The organism is Klebsiella sp. HMSC16A12 (genome assembly GCF_001808265.1).
In the GTDB taxonomy this organism is placed as follows: domain Bacteria; phylum Pseudomonadota; class Gammaproteobacteria; order Enterobacterales; family Enterobacteriaceae; genus Klebsiella; species Klebsiella pneumoniae.
In genome coordinates this window covers 23,742-45,899 of record NZ_KV792621.1, presented here as the reverse complement: position 1 = coordinate 45,899, position 22,158 = coordinate 23,742, and the positions used below count along the sequence as shown (strand labels likewise).

18 protein-coding genes are annotated in these 22,158 nt (G+C 58.9%); 12 read left to right on the top strand and 6 right to left on the bottom strand.

What is annotated here, in order from left to right:
• Window positions 1-13 precede the first annotated feature (13 nt).
• From spoT to fpr, 5 genes are all read left to right on the top strand, one after another.
• Window positions 14-2,134 carry a bifunctional GTP diphosphokinase/guanosine-3',5'-bis pyrophosphate 3'-pyrophosphohydrolase gene (gene spoT / locus HMPREF3140_RS15935; protein WP_004150214.1) on the top strand — a complete coding sequence of 707 codons (2,121 nt, stop codon included), beginning with the start codon at window positions 14-16 and terminating at the stop codon, window positions 2,132-2,134.
• A 4-nt stretch (window positions 2,135-2,138) separates the two neighbouring features.
• Window positions 2,139-2,828, top strand: a complete 690-nt coding sequence (trmH, locus tag HMPREF3140_RS15930) for a tRNA (guanosine(18)-2'-O)-methyltransferase TrmH (protein ID WP_004181538.1) — start codon at window positions 2,139-2,141, stop codon at window positions 2,826-2,828.
• Between the two features lie 5 nt (window positions 2,829-2,833).
• Window positions 2,834-4,915: an ATP-dependent DNA helicase RecG gene (recG, locus tag HMPREF3140_RS15925; RefSeq protein WP_004901415.1), complete on the top strand. Its 2,082-nt coding sequence runs from the start codon at window positions 2,834-2,836 to the stop codon at window positions 4,913-4,915.
• A 48-nt stretch (window positions 4,916-4,963) separates the two neighbouring features.
• The gene (gene glpX, locus HMPREF3140_RS15920) at window positions 4,964-5,974 is read left to right on the top strand and encodes a class II fructose-bisphosphatase (RefSeq protein ID WP_002922903.1); all 1,011 of its coding nucleotides are present in this window, start codon (window positions 4,964-4,966) and stop codon (window positions 5,972-5,974) included.
• A 150-nt stretch (window positions 5,975-6,124) separates the two neighbouring features.
• Window positions 6,125-6,871 (top strand): ferredoxin--NADP(+) reductase, encoded by a 747-nt coding sequence (gene fpr, locus HMPREF3140_RS15915; RefSeq protein ID WP_004173895.1) that lies wholly within the window; start codon window positions 6,125-6,127, stop codon window positions 6,869-6,871.
• Here fpr and HMPREF3140_RS15910 read toward each other — a convergent pair whose 3' ends face one another.
• Window positions 6,872-7,300: a DUF805 domain-containing protein gene (locus HMPREF3140_RS15910; protein ID WP_002922907.1), complete on the bottom strand. Its 429-nt coding sequence runs from the start codon at window positions 7,298-7,300 to the stop codon at window positions 6,872-6,874.
• A 112-nt stretch (window positions 7,301-7,412) separates the two neighbouring features.
• Here HMPREF3140_RS15910 and HMPREF3140_RS15905 point away from each other — a divergent pair, with 112 nt between their 5' ends.
• Both HMPREF3140_RS15905 and tpiA read left to right on the top strand, forming a co-directional pair.
• Window positions 7,413-8,015, top strand: a complete 603-nt coding sequence (locus HMPREF3140_RS15905; protein WP_002922908.1) for a YiiQ family protein — start codon at window positions 7,413-7,415, stop codon at window positions 8,013-8,015.
• Between the two features lie 109 nt (window positions 8,016-8,124).
• A complete protein-coding gene (gene tpiA, locus HMPREF3140_RS15900; protein ID WP_002922909.1) occupies window positions 8,125-8,892 on the top strand; it encodes a triose-phosphate isomerase in 768 nt (255 codons plus the stop codon).
• Window positions 8,893-8,984: 92 nt separating this feature from the next.
• Here tpiA and HMPREF3140_RS15895 read toward each other — a convergent pair whose 3' ends face one another.
• From HMPREF3140_RS15895 to zapB, 4 genes are all read right to left on the bottom strand, one after another.
• Window positions 8,985-10,250: an SLC13 family permease gene (locus HMPREF3140_RS15895; protein ID WP_228705081.1), complete on the bottom strand. Its 1,266-nt coding sequence runs from the start codon at window positions 10,248-10,250 to the stop codon at window positions 8,985-8,987.
• 103 nt (window positions 10,251-10,353) lie between these two features.
• Window positions 10,354-11,124 (bottom strand): CDP-diacylglycerol diphosphatase, encoded by a 771-nt coding sequence (locus HMPREF3140_RS15890; RefSeq protein WP_072269303.1) that lies wholly within the window; start codon window positions 11,122-11,124, stop codon window positions 10,354-10,356.
• A 162-nt stretch (window positions 11,125-11,286) separates the two neighbouring features.
• Entirely contained in the window at window positions 11,287-12,276 is a 990-nt protein-coding gene (locus tag HMPREF3140_RS15885; protein ID WP_002922936.1) for a sulfate ABC transporter substrate-binding protein, read from the bottom strand.
• A gap of 151 nt (window positions 12,277-12,427) precedes the next feature.
• Window positions 12,428-12,673 carry a septal ring assembly protein ZapB gene (zapB, locus tag HMPREF3140_RS15880; protein WP_004150222.1) on the bottom strand — a complete coding sequence of 82 codons (246 nt, stop codon included), beginning with the start codon at window positions 12,671-12,673 and terminating at the stop codon, window positions 12,428-12,430.
• 442 nt (window positions 12,674-13,115) lie between these two features.
• On the opposite strand from zapB, the gene HMPREF3140_RS15875 reads away from it, so the two are divergent.
• Both HMPREF3140_RS15875 and glpK read left to right on the top strand, forming a co-directional pair.
• Window positions 13,116-13,967, top strand: a complete 852-nt coding sequence (locus tag HMPREF3140_RS15875; protein ID WP_002922941.1) for an MIP/aquaporin family protein — start codon at window positions 13,116-13,118, stop codon at window positions 13,965-13,967.
• Window positions 13,968-13,988: 21 nt separating this feature from the next.
• Window positions 13,989-15,500 (top strand): glycerol kinase GlpK, encoded by a 1,512-nt coding sequence (gene glpK / locus HMPREF3140_RS15870; protein WP_002922944.1) that lies wholly within the window; start codon window positions 13,989-13,991, stop codon window positions 15,498-15,500.
• A 114-nt stretch (window positions 15,501-15,614) separates the two neighbouring features.
• Here glpK and gltS read toward each other — a convergent pair whose 3' ends face one another.
• On the bottom strand, window positions 15,615-16,817 hold the full coding sequence (gltS, locus tag HMPREF3140_RS15865) for a sodium/glutamate symporter (protein ID WP_004173891.1): 1,203 nt from the start codon (window positions 16,815-16,817) through the stop codon (window positions 15,615-15,617).
• Between the two features lie 284 nt (window positions 16,818-17,101).
• Between gltS and HMPREF3140_RS15855 the strand changes: the two genes are divergently transcribed.
• The 3 genes from HMPREF3140_RS15855 to HMPREF3140_RS15845 all read left to right on the top strand — a co-directional run bounded on the left by HMPREF3140_RS15855 (window position 17,102) and on the right by HMPREF3140_RS15845 (window position 22,154).
• Window positions 17,102-18,493 (top strand): nucleobase:cation symporter-2 family protein, encoded by a 1,392-nt coding sequence (locus HMPREF3140_RS15855; RefSeq protein ID WP_002922950.1) that lies wholly within the window; start codon window positions 17,102-17,104, stop codon window positions 18,491-18,493.
• 140 nt (window positions 18,494-18,633) lie between these two features.
• Complete coding sequence (locus HMPREF3140_RS15850) at window positions 18,634-20,349, top strand: AsmA family protein (protein WP_032412603.1); 1,716 nt, start codon at window positions 18,634-18,636, stop codon at window positions 20,347-20,349.
• A 245-nt stretch (window positions 20,350-20,594) separates the two neighbouring features.
• Entirely contained in the window at window positions 20,595-22,154 is a 1,560-nt protein-coding gene (locus HMPREF3140_RS15845; RefSeq protein WP_002922953.1) for a PTS transporter subunit EIIC, read from the top strand.
• Window positions 22,155-22,158: the final 4 nt, after the last annotated feature.

Below are 22,158 nucleotides of genomic sequence, written 5' to 3'. Positions count from 1 at the left end.
CAGCGGGTCGCCCTTGTATCTGTTTGAAAGCCTGAATCAGCTGATTCAAAACTACCTGCCGGAAGACCAGATTAAGCGTCTGCGGCAGGCGTATCTCGTTGCACGTGACGCTCACGAGGGTCAGACACGTTCAAGCGGTGAACCCTACATCACGCACCCGGTCGCGGTAGCCTGCATTCTGGCCGAGATGAAGCTCGACTATGAAACGCTGATGGCCGCGCTGCTGCATGATGTGATTGAAGATACCCCCGCCACCTATCAGGACATGGAACAGCTTTTTGGTAAAAGCGTCGCCGAGCTGGTAGAGGGGGTGTCGAAACTTGATAAGCTCAAGTTCCGCGATAAGAAAGAGGCGCAGGCCGAAAACTTTCGCAAAATGATCATGGCGATGGTGCAGGACATTCGCGTCATCCTCATCAAGCTTGCCGACCGCACCCACAACATGCGTACTCTGGGCTCGCTGCGCCCGGATAAACGCCGCCGCATCGCCCGCGAAACGCTGGAAATTTACAGCCCGCTGGCGCACCGTTTAGGTATCCATCACATCAAAACCGAGCTCGAAGAGCTGGGCTTTGAAGCACTGTACCCTAATCGCTACCGCGTCATTAAAGAGGTGGTCAAAGCCGCGCGCGGCAACCGTAAGGAGATGATTCAAAAGATCCTCTCCGAAATCGAAGGGCGTTTGCAGGAAGCGGGGATCCCCTGCCGCGTCAGCGGTCGCGAGAAGCATCTATACTCCATCTACTGTAAAATGGTGCTCAAAGAGCAACGTTTTCACTCGATCATGGATATCTACGCCTTCCGCGTTATCGTCCATGATGCCGATATCTGCTATCGCGTGCTCGGCCAGATGCACAGCCTCTACAAACCGCGTCCGGGTCGTTTTAAAGACTATATCGCCATTCCGAAAGCTAACGGCTATCAGTCTTTGCACACCTCGATGATCGGCCCCCACGGCGTCCCGGTCGAGGTACAAATTCGTACCGAAGACATGGACCAGATGGCGGAGATGGGGGTAGCGGCGCACTGGGCTTATAAAGAGCACGGCGGCGAAAGCAGCACCACCGCGCAGATCCGCGCTCAGCGTTGGATGCAAAGCCTGCTGGAGCTGCAGCAGAGCGCCGGTAGCTCGTTTGAATTTATCGAGAGCGTAAAATCCGATCTGTTCCCCGATGAGATTTACGTTTTCACCCCGGAAGGGCGCATTGTCGAACTGCCTGCCGGCGCCACGCCGGTGGACTTCGCCTACGCGGTGCATACCGATATCGGTCATGCCTGCGTCGGCGCGCGCGTCGACCGTCAGCCCTATCCGCTGTCGCAGCCGCTCTCCAGCGGTCAGACTGTCGAAATTATCACCGCGCCGGGCGCTCGCCCGAACGCCGCCTGGCTGAACTTTGTCGTCAGCTCGAAAGCGCGCGCCAAGATCCGTCAGCTGCTGAAAAACCTTAAGCGCGACGATTCGGTTAGCCTTGGCCGTCGTCTGCTCAATCACGCGCTGGGCGGAAGCCGCAAACTCGCCGAGATCCCGCCGGAGAATATCCAGCGCGAACTCGATCGCATGAAGCTGGCCTCGCTTGACGATCTGCTGGCGGAAATCGGTCTGGGCAACGCCATGAGCGTCGTGGTGGCAAAAAACCTGCAGCAGGGCGAAGCCGCTGCGGCGCCGGTGCCGGCTAACGCGTCGAACCACGGTCATCTGCCAATCAAAGGCGCCGATGGCGTGTTGATCACCTTCGCCAAGTGCTGTCGTCCAATTCCAGGTGACCCGATTATCGCCCACGTCAGCCCGGGTAAAGGGCTGGTTATCCACCATGAATCCTGTCGTAACATTCGCGGCTACCAGAAAGAGCCGGAGAAATTTATGGCGGTTGAGTGGGATAAAGAGACCGCTCAGGAGTTCATCACCGAAATCAAGGTGGACATGTTTAACCACCAGGGCGCGCTGGCTAACCTGACGGCGGCGATCAACACCGCGTCTTCCAATATCCAGAGCCTGAATACGGAAGAGAAAGATGGCCGCGTATACAGCGCCTTTATCCGCCTGACCGCGCGCGACCGCGTGCATCTGGCGAATATCATGCGCAAAATCCGCGTCATGCCGGACGTGATTAAAGTCACCCGTAACCGAAACTAGCTTTATGAACTCAAAGCGCTACGAGCGTATCTGCGAGATGCTCGCCAGGCGTCAGCCTGACCTGACGGTCTGCATGGAGCAGGTCCATAAGCCTCATAACGTCTCTGCGGTCATCCGGACCGCAGATGCCGTTGGCGTACACGAAGTGCATGCCGTCTGGCCGAGCAGCCGGATGCGTACCATGGCCTCCGCCGCCGCGGGCAGCAACAGCTGGGTGCAGGTTAAAACCCACCGCACTATCGCAGATGCCGTCGGCCACCTGAAAGGCCAGGGCATGCAAATTCTCGCCACTCACCTTTCCGACAAAGCCATCGATTTTCGTGAAATCGACTATACGCGTCCAACCTGCATCCTGATGGGTCAGGAAAAAACCGGCATCACCCAGGAAGCGCTGGCGCTGGCCGATCAGGACATCATTATCCCGATGATCGGCATGGTGCAGTCGCTGAACGTCTCCGTCGCCTCGGCGCTGATCCTCTACGAGGCGCAGCGCCAGCGGCAGAATGCCGGGATGTACCAACGCGCCAACAGCATGCTGCCGCCACAAGAGCAGCAGCGCCTGCTGTTCGAAGGCGGCTATCCGGTGCTGGCCCGCGTCGCCAGACAAAAAGGTCTGCCTTACCCCCACGTTAACGAGCAGGGCGAAGTGGAAGCCGATGCCGCGTGGTGGGCTACCATGCAGGCTGCGAGGTAAACCCAATGTCAGGCCACCTGTTAGATGCCGTTCCGCTCAGTTCACTCACCGGTGTGGGCGCTGCGCAGAGCAGCAAACTGGCGAAGATTGGCCTGCATACGGTACAGGATCTGCTGCTGCACCTGCCTTTACGCTACGAAGATCGCACCCATCTTTACCCGATAGCCGAGCTGCTTCCCGGAGTTTATGCCACCGTGGAAGGTGAAGTGCTCAACAGCAATATCACCTTCGGCGGCCGGCGGATGATGACCTGCCAGATCAGCGATGGCACCGGCATCCTCACCATGCGCTTTTTCAACTTCAACGCGGCGATGAAAAACAGCCTCGCGACCGGTCGTCGGGTGCTGGCCTACGGTGAAGCCAAACGCGGGAAGTACGGCGCCGAGATGATCCACCCGGAATATCGCGTCCAGGGCGATATGAGCACCCCGGAGCTGCAGGAAACGTTAACCCCAGTCTATCCGACCACCGAAGGCATCAAGCAGGCGACCCTGCGCAAGCTCACCGATCAGGCGCTTGAGCTCCTGGAAACCTGCGCGATTAGCGAACTCCTGCCGCCGGAGCTGGCGCAGGGGATGATGAGCCTGCCGGAGGCGCTGCGTACGCTGCACCGCCCGCCTCCCTCCTTGCAACTTAGCGAGCTGGAAAGCGGCAAGCACCCGGCGCAGCAGCGTCTGATTCTGGAAGAGCTGCTGGCGCATAACCTCAGCATGCTGGCGCTGCGGGCAGGCGCCCAGCGCTATCACGCCCTGCCGCTCGGCGCCAACGATACCCTGAAAAACCAACTGCTGGCCTCCCTGCCCTTTAAGCCCACCGGCGCGCAGGCGCGGGTTACCGCCGAGATTGAACACGATATGGCGCTGGACGTGCCGATGATGCGCCTGGTGCAGGGCGACGTTGGCTCCGGTAAAACGCTGGTCGCTGCCCTGGCCGCCTTGCGCGCTATCGTCCACGGCAAACAGGTGGCGCTGATGGCGCCCACCGAACTGCTTGCCGAGCAGCATGCCAATAACTTCCGCAACTGGTTCGAACCGCTGGGCATAGAAGTCGGCTGGCTGGCGGGCAAACAGAAAGGCAAAGCCCGCCAGGCGCAGCAGGAGGCTATCGCCAGCGGCGAAGTGCAGATGATTGTCGGCACCCACGCCATCTTCCAGGAGCAAGTGCAGTTTAACGGCCTGGCGCTGGTGATTATCGACGAACAGCACCGCTTCGGCGTGCATCAGCGGCTGGCGCTGTGGGAGAAAGGTCAGCAGCAGGGGTTCCACCCGCATCAGCTGATCATGACCGCCACGCCGATCCCCCGCACCCTGGCGATGACCGCCTACGCCGATCTGGACACCTCGATTATCGACGAGCTGCCGCCAGGCCGAACTCCGGTGACCACCGTCGCCATCCCCGACACCCGGCGCAGCGATATTATCGACCGCGTGCGCAACGCCTGTACCCATGAAGGTCGCCAGGCCTATTGGGTCTGTACGCTGATTGAAGAGTCCGATCTGCTGGAAGCCCAGGCGGCGGAAGCCACCTGGGAAGAGCTCAAACTGGCGCTGCCGGAGCTCAATATCGGCCTCGTCCACGGGCGGATGAAACCGGCGGAGAAGCAGGCGGTGATGCAGGCCTTCAAGCAGGGCGAGATGCATCTGCTGGTAGCCACCACGGTGATTGAAGTCGGCGTCGACGTGCCTAACTCAAGCCTGATGATTATCGAAAACCCGGAACGTCTGGGTCTGGCGCAGCTGCACCAGCTCAGAGGGCGCGTTGGTCGCGGCGCGGTCGCTTCCCACTGCGTGCTACTCTATAAATCGCCGCTCTCCAAAACGGCGCAGAAACGTCTGCAGGTCCTGCGCGACAGCAACGATGGTTTCGTCATTGCCCAGAAAGACCTCGAAATTCGCGGTCCCGGCGAGCTGCTCGGCACCCGCCAGACCGGCAACGCCGAATTTAAAGTGGCGGACTTACTGCGCGATCAGGCGATGATCCCCGATGTCCAGCGCATTGCTCGCCACATTCATGAACGCTATCCGCTGCAGGCCCAGGCGCTTATCGAGCGCTGGATGCCGGAAACCGAACGCTATTCCAACGCGTAGCGCGCTTTTGCCGCGCTGCGGGCAATTTTTCTACACAACGAGTGGATTATGAAACGAGAACTGGCCATCGAATTTTCGCGTGTCACCGAAGCCGCCGCGCTGGCGGGCTATAAATGGCTGGGCCGCGGCGATAAGAATACCGCCGACGGCGCAGCGGTTAACGCCATGCGCATTATGCTTAACCTCGTCAATATCGACGGCACCATCGTCATCGGCGAGGGCGAAATCGATGAAGCGCCGATGCTCTATATCGGCGAAAAAGTGGGTACCGGCAAGGGCGATGCGGTAGATATCGCCGTCGATCCCATCGAAGGCACCCGCATGACGGCGATGGGCCAGGCCAACGCCCTGGCGGTGATGGCGGTCGGCGATAAGGGCTGCTTCCTCAACGCGCCGGATATGTATATGGAAAAGCTGATCGTCGGCCCGGGCGCTAAAGGCGCTATCGACCTTAATCTGCCGCTGGAAGAGAACCTGCACAATATCGCCCGCGCCCTGAACAAGCCGCTGGGCGAGCTGACCGTCACCGTGCTGGCGAAACCGCGCCACGACGCGGTCATTGCCCAGCTGCAGCAGCTGGGCGTGCGCGTGTTCGCTATTCCCGATGGCGACGTCGCGGCCTCTATTCTCACCTGCATGCCGGATAGCGAAGTCGACGTACTGTACGGCATCGGCGGCGCACCGGAAGGGGTGGTTTCCGCCGCGGTGATCCGCGCCCTCGACGGGGATATGCAGGGGCGCCTGCTGGCTCGCCACCACGTGAAGGGCGATAACGAAGAGAACCGCCGCATCGGTGAAAATGAGCTGGCGCGCTGCAAAACCATGGGCATTGAAGCGGGCAAAGTGCTGCGTCTGGATGAAATGGCGCGCAGCGATAACGTCGTCTTCTCCGCCACCGGGATCACCAAAGGCGATCTGCTGGACGGCATCACCCGCAAGGGCAACATGGCCACCACCGAGACGCTGCTGATCCGCGGCAAGTCGCGCACTATCCGTCGTATCCAGTCGATTCATTACCTCGACCGTAAAGATCCGGACATTCAGCAGCACATCCTGTAATACCGCTTTTTCTCTCCCAGGCAACCGTCCGCAGGCGGTTGCCCTGTTCTTCGTTTATATTTGATCAATAGAGCTTTCTTGCGCCTTCGGGGTGGAAATCTGGCTCGTCTGGACCGAAGATAAGGCATCGCTTGGTAACAGGAGAAGACGATGGCGGACTGGGTTAGCGGCAAAGTGACAAAAGTGGAGTACTGGACGGACGCCTTGTTCAGTTTATACGTGCGGGCGCCTGTTCATCCGTTTACCGCCGGGCAATTTACCAAGCTCGGGCTGGAAATCGACGGCGAACGCGTGCAGCGCGCCTACTCCTACGTCAACGCCCCCGGCAATCCCGACCTCGAGTTCTATTTGGTCACCGTCCCGGAAGGCAAGCTGAGCCCGCGTCTGGCGGCGCTGAAGCCGGGCGATGAAGTCCTGGTGGTGAGTGAAGCGGCAGGTTTCTTCGTCCTCGAGGAGGTACCGGATTGCGATACCCTGTGGATGCTGGCGACCGGCACTGCGCTGGGGCCGTACCTGTCAATTTTGCAGGAAGGCAAGGACCTTGAGCGCTTTAATAACCTGGTGCTGGTCCACGCCGTCCGCTACGCCGCGGACCTGAGCTATCTGCCGCTAATGCGCGAACTGGAGCAGCGCTATGCCGGCAAACTCCGTATTCAGACGGTGGTCAGCCGCGAAACCGTGGAAGGCTCGCTGACCGGCCGGGTGCCGTTTCTGATTGAAACCGGCGCGCTGGAAGAGGCCGTCGGCCTGCCGATGACCACCGACACCAGCCATGTGATGCTGTGCGGCAACCCGCAAATGGTGCGCGATACCCAACAGCTGTTAAAAGAGACCCGGCAGATGACCAAACATCTGCGTCGCCGGCCGGGCCATATGACGGCGGAGCACTACTGGTAATCAGGCGTCCGCTTTCCAGCGCACGTCCTGGGTCTCCTTGCCGAACTTATTCTCGCCCTGGGTGCCGACAAACGCCCCCAGGTCGATCAGCATCATGACGATAATCAGCGTCGGCACAAAGCGCCCGACGCCCCACTGCCAGACCTGCGGCAACATCGCCCAGTTCCCCGCCAGCAGCATCCACGCCAGAACCATCAGCAGCGCCCACAGCCCGGATTTGCCGCGATCGTGCAGCCGCTTGACCACCACCGCCGCCGTCGGCCACAGCAGGCAGACGATAATAAACGCCGCCGTCTGCAGGTTGAGCAGATTGCTGCCTGCCAGGGTAAACAAGGCGCTCATGGTCACCAGCCAGATGGCAATCCAGATCCAGAAATCGCGGCGGCCAATGCGCCCTTTAATTGAGAATAACCACTGCTGTAGGGTCATGCGTTTTTCCTTATCATCATCGTCTGCGTAGTTTACCCTGGCGTCGTGACTTTTTGACAAGCGCCGCGCTTCCCGATTTAATCGTCAGCAGGCAAAAAAAGGAACGACGGGCATGAAGAAGTGGACAATTTTGTGGTTAAGTGGGCTGATGGGCCTTGCCGTCGGCCCGCACGCGTTGTCCGCAGAGAGCGAATCGACGACCGCGGCAGCGCCCTACCTGCTCGCCGGCGCGCCGAGCTTTGACCAGTCGATCAGTCAGTTCCGCGAGAAATTCAACGCCGATAACCCAAAGCTGCCTCTGAACGAATTCCGTTCCATCGCCACCAGTCGCGATCGGGCTAACCTGACCCGCGCCGCCAGCAAAATTAACGAAAATCTCTATGCCTCCACCGCGCTGGAGCGCGGCACGCTGAAGATCAAATCCATGCAGATCACCTGGCTGCCGATCCAGGGGCCGGAGCAAAAGGCGGCCAGGACCAAAGCGCTGGAGTATATGAGCGCCATGATCCGCGCCTTCGTGCCGACTTTTAGCCAGGCGCAAAGCCAGCAAAAACTGCAGAAACTGCTAGCCGCCGGCAAGGGCAAGCGCTACTTCGCCGATACCGAAGGCGCCGTGCGCTATGTGGTGGCAGATCATGGGGAAAAGGGCCTGACCTTCGCCATTGAACCGATTAAGCTGGCGCTATCTGAAACGCTGGAAGGTAACAATAAATGACAAAAAGCAAAGCCTTTCCAGTGACGAGTCTCTATACTGTTTCACAGACCATGCTGCCCTCTGGGGCGGCTATATTCCTTAATTCGCTTAAGTAGCGTGGAGAATTAAAATGCGACATCCTTTAGTGATGGGTAACTGGAAACTGAACGGCAGCCGCCACATGGTAAACGAACTGGTTGCGAACCTGCGTACCGAGCTGGCTGGCGTAAGCGGCTGTGCAGTTGCCATCGCCCCGCCGGAAATGTATCTGGACCTGGCTAAGCGCGCGGCAGAAGGCAGCCACATTCACCTGGGCGCGCAGAACGTTGACGTGAACCTGTCCGGCGCATTCACCGGTGAAACCTCCGCCGAAATGCTGAAAGATATCGGCGCGCAGTACATCATCATCGGCCACTCCGAGCGTCGTACCTACCACAAAGAATCCGACGAGCTGATCGCGAAGAAATTCGCCGTGCTGAAAGAGCAGGGTCTGACCCCGGTTCTGTGCATCGGTGAAACCGAAGCCGAAAACGAAGCGGGCAAAACGGAAGAAGTTTGCGCGCGTCAGATCGACGCCGTGCTGAAAACCCAGGGCGCTGCCGCTTTCGAAGGCGTGGTTATCGCTTACGAACCAGTATGGGCTATCGGTACCGGCAAATCAGCGACCCCGGCTCAGGCGCAGGCGGTGCACAAATTCATCCGTGACCACATTGCTAAAGCTGACGCCAAAATCGCTGAGCAAGTGATCATCCAGTACGGCGGTTCCGTTAACGCTGGCAACGCCGCAGAGCTGTTCACCCAGCCGGACATCGACGGCGCGCTGGTTGGCGGCGCCTCCCTGAAAGCTGACGCTTTCGCGGTGATCGTTAAAGCAGCAGAAGCAGCGAAAAAAGCGTAATTCGCTTTTCCCGGTGGCGACACGCGACCGGGTTGACTGACAAAACGTGGGAGCCCGGCCTAGCACAGCGCAAGCCGGGCTTTCTTTTGCCGTTACAGTTTCCCCAACAGCTGATACCAGGCGTAGTCCAGCGGCAGTAAAATCAGATAACTCACCGCCGCCAGCGCCAGACACAGTTGCATCCCCGCCCTCGCCGGGACCTTGCCTAACCCCATCGCCACCACGATCGGCGACGCCTGATAGGGCAGCAGCGGCGTGGAATAGCCCAGCACCTGAATCATAATCACGCTTAGCAGCGGAAAACCGGTGGCGTCGGCAAAGCTCTGGGCAAAGGTGGTATACAGCGCCGGCACGCCGTTGGCGGTCATAATAAAGTTCAGCGCGCTGGTTATCCCGGTCAGGGCGAGAAAGCTGGTGAAAGGATTGTCTTTATCCAGGGGCATCACCTGCAGCAGCGCATTGCCCACCGCGCCGCCAATCCCGGTTTGGGTGACGGCGATCGCTAGCCCCAGAATCCCGGCGACGTAAATGCAGGTGCGCATATTCACCCCGCTGGCAAACTCCTCGCCGTTAATAAAGCCCACCCGCGGCAGCAGCGTGATCACAGCCGCCGCCAGGCCGGTCCACGCCGGGCCGACGCCGTGCCAGCTCTCGGTCACCCATAGCGAGAGGACCACCGCCAGCAGCCACGCCAGACGTTTCTCGTCGCGGCTCATCGGCGGCAGCGGCGCCAGGTCGCGCGGTGGATGCGGCTTGCCGGGAAACAGCCAGCAAATCAGCGCCACCAGCACCGCCCCTTTCAGCCAGCCAAGCACCGGCGTATGCAGCAGTAAATAGGGAACATAATTCAGATGGATACCGTACGAGCCTTCCGCCGCGCCACTCATCACCAGATTCGGCACGTTGGCGGGCAAAATCGTCGCCGACAGCTGAAAGGTGCCGAACCCCACCGCCAGCGCCAGGCCGAACCAGCCGCGGCTACCGTCGGCAATGCCCGCGCGGCGGGCCATCGCCGCCACGATCGGCATCAGCAGCGCGATGCGCCCCATGTTGGAGGGCATCACGAACGCCAGGGCGTAGCTCAGGAGTACCACGCTGGCGACCATCCGCGGCCAGGAGTCGGTGAGCCTGGCCGACAGCGCCTGCGCCGCCCGGTCCGCCAGTCCGGTTTTACGGATGGCGATGCCGAGCACAAAGCCGCTGAACACCAGCCAGAACGCCGAAGAGGCAAAGCCGCCGAAGATCACCTCCGGCGGAGCGATTTTCGCCATCATCGCCGCTGCGAAGAACAGCAGCGCGGTGATAAATTCCGGCAGCAGCGACGTCGCCCAGAGCACGATGGTGACGCCGACAATCAATTAAGGAAGGAACAGCGGGTGGGTAAGCCAGAGCGACATGCCTGTCTCCTGTCGTTTTTTTCAGCAAGAATACGACGACAGGTAAGACAGGTAAACGCCAGAACTAGTGGTTTGCGTTAAGGATGGCGCAGCGATGATCCTGAATTTCTTCCGCTGAAGCCCGGTTCAGGGTCAGCAGGTTACGCTCCGTCGCCAGCAGCACCAGCGAGCCGTCGCTCTGTTGCGCCATTGCCAGCGCGAAGCGTCCCATATGCTGGCGCGCCTCCGGCACCTCTTCCGCCAGCATCAGGAACGGGCTACGCTGGGCCAGCTCCGCCTCCGTCACCCGGCGCGCCAGGTATTCGTGGCCCTGAAGCCCGCCCGGTAACGGCAGCCAGCGGCTGCTGATCGCTGCGGCATCCTTATCTAACTGCGCGCGCACATCGGGGCGCAGGCAGGAGATATGAATATGGAAATGGTTTTGCGTACGTCCACTGCGCGAGTTGATCGCCAGCGATACCGCGTTATCAGGAACCGGCGCGCCGTGGCGCTGGCTCATGATTTCACGCCCCTGCCAGGCCTGCCAGAAAAAGTTCGGCGTCAACGGTTCCAGCAGCAGCGGGCTTTCGGTGCCGTTGATGCGGTAGGTCGGCATCAGCAAATATTGCAGCGGGCCGTTACGGTCTTTAAACAGCACATAGCCGCCCTTGAGGTTCACTTCCGCGCACGGCGACGGGTTTTGCTGCTGTTGCTGATGGGGTACGCACTGCTGCAGGACAATCTTGCGTAATGCGTCCGGGTTGCCAGAGTGCAGCCAGTAGTAGCCGCCCGCCAGCGCCGCGAGGATCGCCACCAGCAGCGCCAGCAAAAAGTATCTTACTCTTCTCATTTTCATTCCCTGTTAAGCCTGAAGCGGAAGAGTAGCGTAATTTGATGACTAAATGAAAACAGATGGTGGACGGGGCGTTATCCCGGGTAGCGGCTGACGCCTTACCCGGGCTACGCACCGCGCAAAACTATAGCCCTGCTAAGCGTAGCGCAAGCAGGGACAAGAGAATTAACGCTGGCTAATCTGGTCGAAGGTGCCGCCGTTGGAGAAGTGCTCTTTCTGCGCTTTCGTCCAGCCGCCGAACTCCTGATCGATGGTAAACAGCTTCAGTTTCGGGAATTCGTTAGCATATTTCTTCGCCACATTCGGATCGCGCGGGCGGTAGAAGTTCTTCGCCGCAATCTCCTGGCCTTCCGGCGAGTAGAGATACTTCAGGTACGCTTCCGCCACCTGGCGCGTGCCTTTCTTATCCACCACTTTGTCGACCACCGAGACGGTCGGCTCAGCCAGAATCGACTCACTTGGGGTCACGATTTCAAACTTGTCTTTGCCCAGTTCGTTGGTCGCCAGCAGCGCTTCGTTTTCCCAGGCGATCAGCACATCGCCGATGCCGCGTTCTACGAAGGTATTGGTCGAACCGCGCGCGCCGGAGTCCAGCACTTCCACGTTTTTATACAGCGCCTTGACGAATTCCTGGGCTTTCGCCTGGTCGCCGTGATTCTGATGCAGAGCATAGCCCCAGGCTGCCAGGTAGTTCCAGCGGGCGCCGCCGGAGCTTTTCGGGTTCGGGGTAATGACCGACACACCCGGTTTGATCAGATCGTTCCAGTCATGGATCTGTTTCGGATTGCCCTTGCGGACGAGGAACACGATGGTGGAGGTATACGGCGCGGAGTTATCCGGCAGGCGTTTCAGCCAGTTTTTATCGATGCGGCCGCGTTCGGCAATAGCGTCGACATCGTAGGCCAGCGCCAGCGTGACCACATCCGCTTCAATACCGTTAATCACCGAGGTCGCCTGTTTGCCAGAGCCACCATGCGACTGGCGGATCACCACGTTGTCGCCGGTCTCCTGCTTCCAGTGTGCGCTAAACGCTTTGTTGTACTGTTCGTACAGCTCGCGCGTTGGATCATAAGATACGTTTAATAGCTGAATGTCTTTTGCCAGAACGCTGGCGGATGCCAGCAACAGAGTTAACCCTACGCCCCACTTATTCATCGCACCGCTCTCTTTATGTGTGTTGTGATGGGTTAAGCGTGCCAGAAAGCGATTCAATGATTAAAGAATAAAAAAAGATTGGCTATAACTTGCGGATATAAAGACGCGAGTAAGAATGACCCCCTCCCGGGCGGGAGAGGGCGCGAAGCGATTAGACTTCTTCCATGCGACCCAGCAGCGCCTGCAGACGTTCCTGCCAGCCCTGCTGCTGCTCTTTCAGCTGGCTGTTTTCGCGCTCCAGCTCTTCACGACCATGCTGCGCGCTCTGAACTTCCTGCACCAGGGTGTTGTTCTTTTCTTTCAGCTCTTCGATTTCCATCTGCAACAGAGTGATGGTATCAATCGCCTGCTGAACCTTAGATTCTAATTTCTCAAACACTTCTAATGACATCGTCATACCTCTCCTGAACTTGCAAGGCGTTGATAGAAACTCGTGTTTCGTATACGCGGTCCCGCCTTAACGAAAATTAGCGCACATAGCGGTGTTATCGTCGATTGTATGAATCCCCGCCGCCCCTGTCCAGCGGCAAGCCGCGTAGATTGCGGTTTGCAACACTTTTCAGTCTTTACCTGGTGCTTTCAGCGCAGTTCGCTCGTAGTTCATGGGTCAATGTTAATTTTATGGTTAACAAAATGCGTGGTGAAACGCTCCGGCAGCGCTCTCGATGCGCGTAAATGGCGCGAAAACGCTCATTTTCTTGACGAGGCACACACATTTGAAGTTCGATATTTCTCGTTTTTGCTCGTTAACGATAAATTAACACTATGCCTACATGGCAATATGGTCGTCTGTGACCACCCTACATACAATAATCATCACCACGCTTCAGGATTCGATTATGAGCCAAACATCAACCTTAAAAGGCCAGTGCATCGCAGAGTTCCTCGGTACCGGGTTGTTGATCTTTTTCGGCGTTGGGTGCGTGGCTGCGCTCAAGGTCGCGGGAGCCAGCTTCGGACAATGGGAAATCAGCATCATCTGGGGTCTGGGCGTCGCCATGGCGATCTACCTGACCGCCGGGGTCTCCGGTGCGCACCTTAACCCAGCGGTGACTATCGCGCTGTGGCTGTTCGCCTGCTTCGAAGGCCGCAAAGTGGTTCCTTTTATTATTTCGCAATTCGCTGGCGCCTTTTGCGCTGCGGCATTAGTTTACGGGCTTTACTACAATCTTTTCCTCGATTATGAAACCACCCACCATATGATTCGCGGCAGCGTGGAAAGCCTCGATCTGGCCGGCATTTTCTCCACTTACCCGAACCCGCACATCAATTTTGTGCAGGCCTTCGCGGTAGAGATGGTGATTACCGCTATCCTGATGGGCGTCATCCTGGCGCTGACCGACGATGGCAACGGCATACCGCGCGGCCCGCTGGCCCCTCTGCTGATTGGCCTGCTGATTGCGGTGATTGGCGCCTCCATGGGACCGCTGACCGGCTTCGCCATGAACCCGGCGCGTGACATCGGCCCGAAAGCCTTCGCCTGGCTGGCGGGGTGGGGTGACGTCGCCTTCACCGGCGGCAAAGATATTCCTTATTTCCTGGTGCCGCTGTGCGCACCGGTGGTCGGCGCGGCGCTGGGCGCATTCAGCTATCGTAAGCTGATTGGCCGTCACCTGCCTTGCGACACCTGCGTGGAGGAAGAGCAACAGAGCCCCTCCTCTTCCACCGCTCAACATAAAGCTTCGCTGTAATCTGACTACGGGACACCGACTATGACCGACAAAAAATATATCGTTGCGCTTGACCAGGGCACTACCAGCTCCCGGGCCGTTGTGATGGATCATGATGCCAATATCGTCAGCGTCTCCCAGCGAGAATTTGAACAGATTTATCCTAAGCCAGGCTGGGTCGAACACGACCCGATGGAAATCTGGGCTTCCCAAAGCTCGACGCTGGTCGAAGCGCTGGCCAAAGCGGATATCAACTCCGATCAGATCGCGGCCATCGGCATCACCAATCAGCGTGAGACCGTGGTGGTGTGGGAGCGAGAGACCGGTAAACCCATCTACAACGCTATCGTCTGGCAGTGCCGCCGTACCGCGGAGATCTGCGAGCAGCTCAAGCGTGACGGGATGGAAGAGTATATCCGCAAGGCCACAGGCCTGGTGGTGGACCCGTACTTCTCCGGCACCAAGGTGAAATGGATCCTCGACCATGTCGAAGGTTCCCGTGAGCGTGCGAAGCGCGGCGAGCTGCTGTTCGGCACCGTTGATACCTGGCTTATCTGGAAGATGACCCAGGGCCGCGTGCACGTCACCGACTACACCAACGCCTCGCGTACCATGCTGTTCAACATCCACGACCTCGACTGGGACGACAAGATGCTCGACGCGCTGGACATTCCGCGCGCCATGCTGCCGGAAGTGCGCAAGTCTTCCGAAGTGTACGGCCAGACCAACATCGGTGGTAAAGGCGGGACCCGTATTCCTATCGCCGGGATCGCCGGTGACCAGCAGGCGGCCCTGTTCGGCCAGCTGTGCGTCAAAGAAGGGATGGCGAAAAACACCTACGGCACCGGCTGCTTTATGCTGATGAATACCGGCGAAAAAGCGGTCACCTCCACCCACGGTCTGCTGACCACCATCGCCTGCGGCCCGCGCGGCGAGGTGAACTACGCTCTGGAAGGGGCGGTGTTTATGGCCGGCGCGTCTATTCAGTGGCTGCGCGACGAGATGAAGCTCATCAGCGATGCCTTCGACTCCGAGTACTTCGCCACCAAAGTGAAGGATACCAACGGCGTGTACGTGGTACCCGCGTTCACCGGTCTTGGCGCACCGTACTGGGACCCGTATGCCCGCGGCGCGATTTTCGGCCTCACCCGCGGCGTGAACTCCAACCACATTATCCGTGCGACGCTGGAGTCCATCGCCTTTCAGACCCGCGACGTGCTGGAGGCGATGCAGGCTGACTCCGGCATTCGTCTGCACGCCCTGCGCGTAGACGGCGGCGCGGTGGCTAACAACTTCCTGATGCAGTTCCAGTCCGATATCCTCGGCACCCGTGTCGAGCGTCCGGAAGTACGCGAAGTGACGGCGCTGGGCGCGGCCTATCTGGCCGGTCTGGCGGTCGGTTTCTGGCAGAATCTGGATGAACTGCAGGAGAAAGCGGTGATTGAGCGCGAATTCCGCCCGGGTATTGAAACTACTGAGCGTAACTATCGTTACAGCGGCTGGAAGAAAGCGGTGAAACGCGCGTTAGCGTGGGAAGAGCACGACGAAGCGTAAGATTGTGAAGTTATTCCCGGCTTGCGGCGTAAACGCCTTAGCCGGGCTACAAAACCCCAAACAGCACGATCTTGTAGCCCGGACAGGTGCGCAGCACCGCCTCCGGGTTTTTTATCAGCCAAATATCGGCAGCAGCAGGTACAGCTTAATCACCAGCGCGTTGACGATATCGATAAAGAACGCCCCCACCATCGGCACGACCAGGAAGGCCATATGCGATGGCCCGAAACGGTCGGTAATCGCCTGCATATTGGCGATCGCCGTCGGCGTTGCCCCCAGGCCAAACCCGCAATGCCCGGCTGCCAGCACCGCGGCATCGTAGTTTTTGCCCATCATCCGATAGGTGACGAACACCGCATACAGCGCCATCGCCAGCGCCTGCACCGCCAGGATAATAATCATCGGCAGCGCCAGCGAGGCCAACTCCCACAGCTTGAGGCTCATCAGCGCCATGGCGAGGAACAGCGACAGGCTGACGTTGCCCAACACCGATACCGCGCGATCGAACACCCGATACAACCCCGCCAGCGCCAGGCTGTTGCTGAGGATCACGCCGATAAACAGCACGCAGACGAAGGTCGGCAGCTCGAAGACGCTCCCCGCCAGCAGTTGCGCAACCACCTTGCCCAGCGTCAGACAGATGGCGATCAGGGCGATACTTTCGATCAGCACCAGCGAGGTGATCACCCGCCCCACGTCCGGCTTTTCAAAGGCGGTTGGCGCCACCTGATCGTCCGGTGTCCCGTCCGGTGAGGAAGAGTGCTTCACCAGATAACGCGCCACCGGGCCGCCGATCAGGCCGCCCAGCACCAGGCCGAAAGTCGCGCAGGCCATCGCCACCTCGGTGGCGTTGGCAAAACCGTAGCGCTCAACGAACAGCTTACTCCACGCCGCCCCGGTGCCGTGGCCGCCGGATAAGGTAATCGACCCGGCCAGCAGACCCATTAGCGGATCCAGCCCCAGCAGCGTCGCCATGCCGATACCGAGGGCGTTCTGCAGCAGCAGCAGGCCAACCACCACGATCAGGAAAGTGCCCAGCACCTTGCCGCCGGCCCGCAGGCTGGCGAGGTTGGCGTTAAGACCGATGGTGGCGAAGAACGCCAGCATCAGCGGGTCTTTCAGACTCATATCGAAATCAATTTCGATATCCATGCTTTTTTTCAGCGCCAGCAGCGCCAGCGCCACCAGCAGACCGCCGGCAACGGGTTCAGGAATAGTGTATTTCTTAAGGAAGGGAACGGTTTGTACGAGTTTTCTGCCGAGTAACAGCACGAGCGTTGCGGCAACGAGCGTCGATAAGGTATCGAGATGAAACATAAAAAGCTCCTTATGGGCGCATGATCCATTCACACGCGACGATATTCCTGGTGTCTTTAGCTTCTCATCATGAGGAGTCAGAGGGGGATTTTACGCAGAACGGCGGAAAAATTGACAGAAAAAGATATTTTGTATCCTGAATGATGCGATTTAGCATACAAAATGTTAATTATCTCGTTGCGCATATTCACGGTATAAATTTTTATGAGCAAACGCTGGCAAACGTTTGCTTTTGGTCTACAGTCCGATAAAATTCCCGCTTTGCCACCTTGGGATTGCTTGTGATGTCCGTTAACACCGCAGAGTCAGAAAATGCGCAACCGGTTGCGCATAAACCAGCCAGCGAATTAATCTACCGCCTCGAAGATCGCCCGCCGCTACCGCAAACCCTGTTCGCCGCCTTCCAGCACCTGCTGGCGATGTTTGTCGCGGTGATCACCCCGGCGCTGTTAATCTGCCAGGCTCTCGGTCTCCCGGCGCAAGATACCCAACATATCATCAGCATGTCGCTGTTCGCCTCCGGCGTCGCCTCTATTATTCAGATCAAAGCCTGGGGCCCGGTCGGCTCCGGACTGCTCTCCATCCAGGGCACCAGCTTCAACTTTGTCGCCCCGCTGATCATGGGCGGTACCGCCTTGAAAACCGGCGGCGCCGACGTCCCCACCATGATGGCCGCCCTCTTCGGCACCCTGATGCTGGCCAGCTGCACCGAAATGGTCCTCTCCCGGATCCTGCACCTGGCGCGCCGTATCATTACCCCGCTGGTTTCCGGCGTGGTGGTGATGATTATCGGCCTGTCGCTGATTCAGGTCGGACTGACTTCCATCGGCGGCGGCTACGCGGCGATGGCCGACCACACCTTTGGTGCGCCGAAAAATCTGCTGCTGGCGGGTATCGTGCTGGCGCTGATTATTATCCTCAACCGCCAGCGCAACCCGTACCTGCGCATCGCCTCGCTAGTGATTGCCATGGCTGCCGGTTATCTGGCGGCGTGGTTCCTCGATATGCTGCCAGCCAACACCGCCCCGACCAACAGCAGCCTCATCACCGTCCCGACGCCGCTCTATTATGGCCTCGGCATCGACTGGAGTCTGCTGCTGCCCCTGATGCTGGTGTTTATGATCACCTCCCTGGAAACCATCGGCGATATCACCGCCACCTCCGACGTCTCCGAACAGCCGGTCTCGGGTCCGCTGTATATGAAGCGCCTGAAAGGCGGCGTGCTGGCTAACGGCCTGAACTCCTTCGTTTCCGCGGTCTTCAACACCTTCCCGAACTCCTGCTTCGGCCAGAACAACGGCGTGATCCAGCTGACCGGGGTCGCCAGCCGCTACGTCGGCTTTGTGGTTGCCCTGATGCTGATCGTCCTCGGCCTGTTCCCGGCGGTGAGCGGCTTTGTCCAGCATATCCCTGAGCCAGTGCTCGGCGGCGCCACGCTGGTGATGTTCGGCACCATCGCCGCGTCCGGCGTGCGCATCGTCTCCCGTGAACCGCTGAACCGTCGGGCAATCCTGATTATCGCTCTGTCGCTGGCGGTAGGCCTCGGCGTGTCGCAGCAGCCGCTGATCCTGCAGTTCGCCCCGGACTGGCTGAAAAACCTGCTTTCCTCCGGGATTGCCGCCGGCGGTATCACGGCGATTGTTCTGAATTTAATTTTCCCGCCAGAAAAGGCGTGATCTCATGCGTTCCCGGTCACGCAACGGCCGGGACGTCCTCCAACCACCAGCCCCATCACGGAAATAAACCACGCCTGCCTTGAGAAGTGCGCCTAAATCGGGCATAACACGGTGATGTGCATCTCACAGAATGGAAGACCATGAAATTTCTTGGAAAGCTGATTCTCTGGCTGCTAGTCGCTCTGCTGCTTGTCATTATTGGCGCGTGGTTCCTGCTGCAAACCCACTGGGGCGCCCGCCAGGCCAGCGCCTGGCTCAGCAATGGCACCGGCTGGCAGGTCTCCTTCGATGAGATGGAGCACGATTTCTCCTCCCCCCTTCATGTGCAGTTGCGAAACGTCACCTTTGGTCGGGAAGGCAAGCCTGCCACTTTGGTGGCAAAAACGGTCGACATTGGCTTCAGCACCCGCCAGTTTAGCGATCCGCTGCATGCGGATGAGATAGTCCTTAACGACGGCACTCTGAATCTGTCACCCCACTCTGCAGACCTACCGTTCGCTGCCGACCGGCTGATGTTGCGCAATATGGCTTTCAACAGCCCGGAAACCGGCTGGGCGCTCAGCGCGCAGCGCGTCACCGGCGGCGTCAGCCCATGGACGCCGGAGGCGGGCAATGTGCTGGGGAAAACGGCGCAGATCCAGATGAGCGCGGGCTCGATGACGCTCAATGGCGTCGAAGCCAGCAACGTTCTGATTCAGGGTAAGATTGATCAGGGCGAGGTCACCATCTCCACCCTCGGCGCCGATGTCGCCCGCGGCACCTTAACTGGCAATGCCAAACGCAGCGCCGATGGCAGCTGGCGGGTGGATAACCTCCAGCTCAACGAGATTCGACTGCAGAGCCCCGCCTCGCTGGCCGAGTTTTTCGCGCCGTTAACCACGGTCCCCTCTCTGCAGATTGGCCGCCTGGACATCACCGACGCCCGCCTGCAGGGACCGGACTGGGCGGTAACCGACCTCGACCTGAGCCTGCGCAACCTGACCCTTAGCCACGGCGGCTGGCAGAGCGAGGACGGCACGCTGTCGATGAACGCCAGCGAATTTATCTACGGCTCGCTGCATCTTTTCGACCCGATCCTCAATGCCGAATTCTCTCCCCAGGGCATTGCGCTGCGCCAGTTCTCCTCGCGCTGGGAGGGCGGCATGGTGCGCACCTCCGGCAACTGGCTGCGCGCCGGGAACGCCCTGGTGCTCGACGACACCGCTTTCGCCGGACTGGAGTACACGCTGCCGGCGAACTGGAAACAGCTGTGGATGACGCCGCTGCCAGCCTGGCTGCAAAGCCTGACGCTGAAAAAATTCAGCGCCAGCCGCAATCTGATCATCGATGTGGACCCTGCTTTCCCGTGGCAAATTACCGCCCTCGATGGCTATGGCGGCGAGCTACAGCTGGTGAAAAACGGCAGCTGGGGAGTATGGAACGGCAGCGCGACGCTGAACGCCGCGGCGGCGACTTTCAACCGGATCGACGTGCGCCGCCCATCACTCAAACTGAACGCCACAGCCTCGACGGTCAATATCACTGAGCTTAGCGCCTTCACCGAGCGCGGCATTTTGCAGGCCACCGCCGCGGTATCCCAGCTGCCGCAGCGCCAGGTCAATCTGAGCTTCAGCGGCCGCGGCGTGCCGCTGAATATTCTGCAGGCCTGGGGCTGGCCGTCGCTACCTATAAGCGGGGATGGCAATCTCCAGCTGACCGCCAGCGGCAGCGTGCAGGCCGATGCCCCGCTCAAACCGACGGTCAACGGGCAGCTCAGCGCCGTGAATATGGAGAAACAGCAGGTGGCGCAAATCATGCGCAACGGCGAGGTCAGCCCCGCCCCCGCCGCGCCAGCGCCCACTCCCGTCACCCCATAGCGATGCCCATTCCCTCTCCTCTATGGGGAGAGGGATTGCTTCCCGGCAAAACTCCACTCTGACAACTCTCTCCCTTTCAGGGAGAGAGTTGGGGTGCGAGTCCTGAAACCTGTGTGCAATACGCGGCTATCTGTACCTATTTAGCGCAACAGGTTCCTTTCAAATATCAGAGTTGCTATAACCAAATCACTGGAAGTCGATAAAAAACCGCTCCCTGTACCTACAAAAATATAAAAGGATCAATCATGCCTGAAATACGTCAGCGTATTCTGGAGAATATGCAAAAATTCTCCCGGGCCATGATCGGCGCCGTATTGTTCTTGCCGGTCATTGGCTTAATTCTGGCCCTCAGTTCAGTATTAACTAATCCGACATTAATTGCTGAAACCAGTTTCTTACATCAGCTTGGGCAAATGCTCGGCGACACCTTTTGGCCTTTATTTGGCAACCTCGGCTTATTATTTTGCGTCGGCATAAGCTATGGCCTGGCAAAGGATAAAAAAACCGAAGTCGCACTGGTTTCAGTGATGTGCTTTATTATGTTTCTTGGCGCCAACCACTCCTGGCTGGAACACACCCATGGACTCGCCGAAAAAATTAACGGTGAATATTATGGCACCGGGCAAACCCAGCTGCTGGGCTTTGTGGTGGTGGATATGGGCGTTTTCCTGGGCATTATTCTCGGCTGCACGATTGCGTGGGTGCACAATAAAGTCTCTGCCATTGAGCTGCCTGGCGCGCTGTCGATGTACGGCGGCGCCAAGCTGACGCTGGTGGCGATGACGCCGGTGGTTATCTTCTACGCCATCGCCTTTACCTGGATTTGGCCCTTTATGACCCACGGCATCTCCGCCCTCACCGGTTTTATGAAAAATGCCGGGGTCGCCGGGGTCTTCGTCTATGGTTTCTTTGAAAAATTCCTTATCCCCACCGGCCTGCACCATTTCGTCTGGTCCCCCTTCCAGCTCACCCAGATTGGCGGCACGCTGAACGTGGATGGTCAGGTGGTCTCCGGCACCCAGGCCATATTCCTCGCCTATATGCGCCATCCCGACCTGACGCCGGTCATGAACGACGCATTACGTTTTTCGCAGCAAGGGATGACCACCATCTTCGGCCTGGCGGGCGCCTCGCTGGCGTTCTACCACACCGCGAAACCGGAGAAGAAAGCGATGGCGAAGGCGATTCTGCTGCCGGCGATTATCACCTCGATGCTGACCGGCATCACCGAGCCGATTGAGTTCACCTTCTTATTTGTCTCGCCGCTGCTGTGGGTGATCCACGCGACGTTAACCGCCGCCTCGCAGGCCATTTGCGACATCTTCACCGTACGTCCCTGGGGTGCATCGGGCCTGATCGAGTTTCTGATCTATAACCTGCCGCTGCCGGTCTCCTTAACGCGCTGGCCGGGCTATGTCCTTATCGGTATCGGCCAGTTCGCCGTCTACTACGTGATTTTCCGCACCCTGGTGGTGAAGCTGAACCTGAAAACGCCGGGCCGGGAAGATGACGAGAACGTGAAGCTCTACAGCAAAGCAGAGTACCGCCAGAAAGTCGCGCAACCGCAGTCGGTCACCGATGACATTATCCGCGGCCTCGGGGGCAAGGAGAATATTCTCTCCGTCGATAATTGTTTTACTCGCCTGCGCGTGGCCGTGCGCGATATGGCGCGGGTTGATGACACGCAATTAAAAAATACCGGCGCCAACGGCGTCGTACGCAATCGAAATGAAGTTCAGGTTATTTATGGCGTCAAAGTGGGACAGGTACGTTCCCGGGTTGATAACTGGTTAGCAGAAAATTAATGAG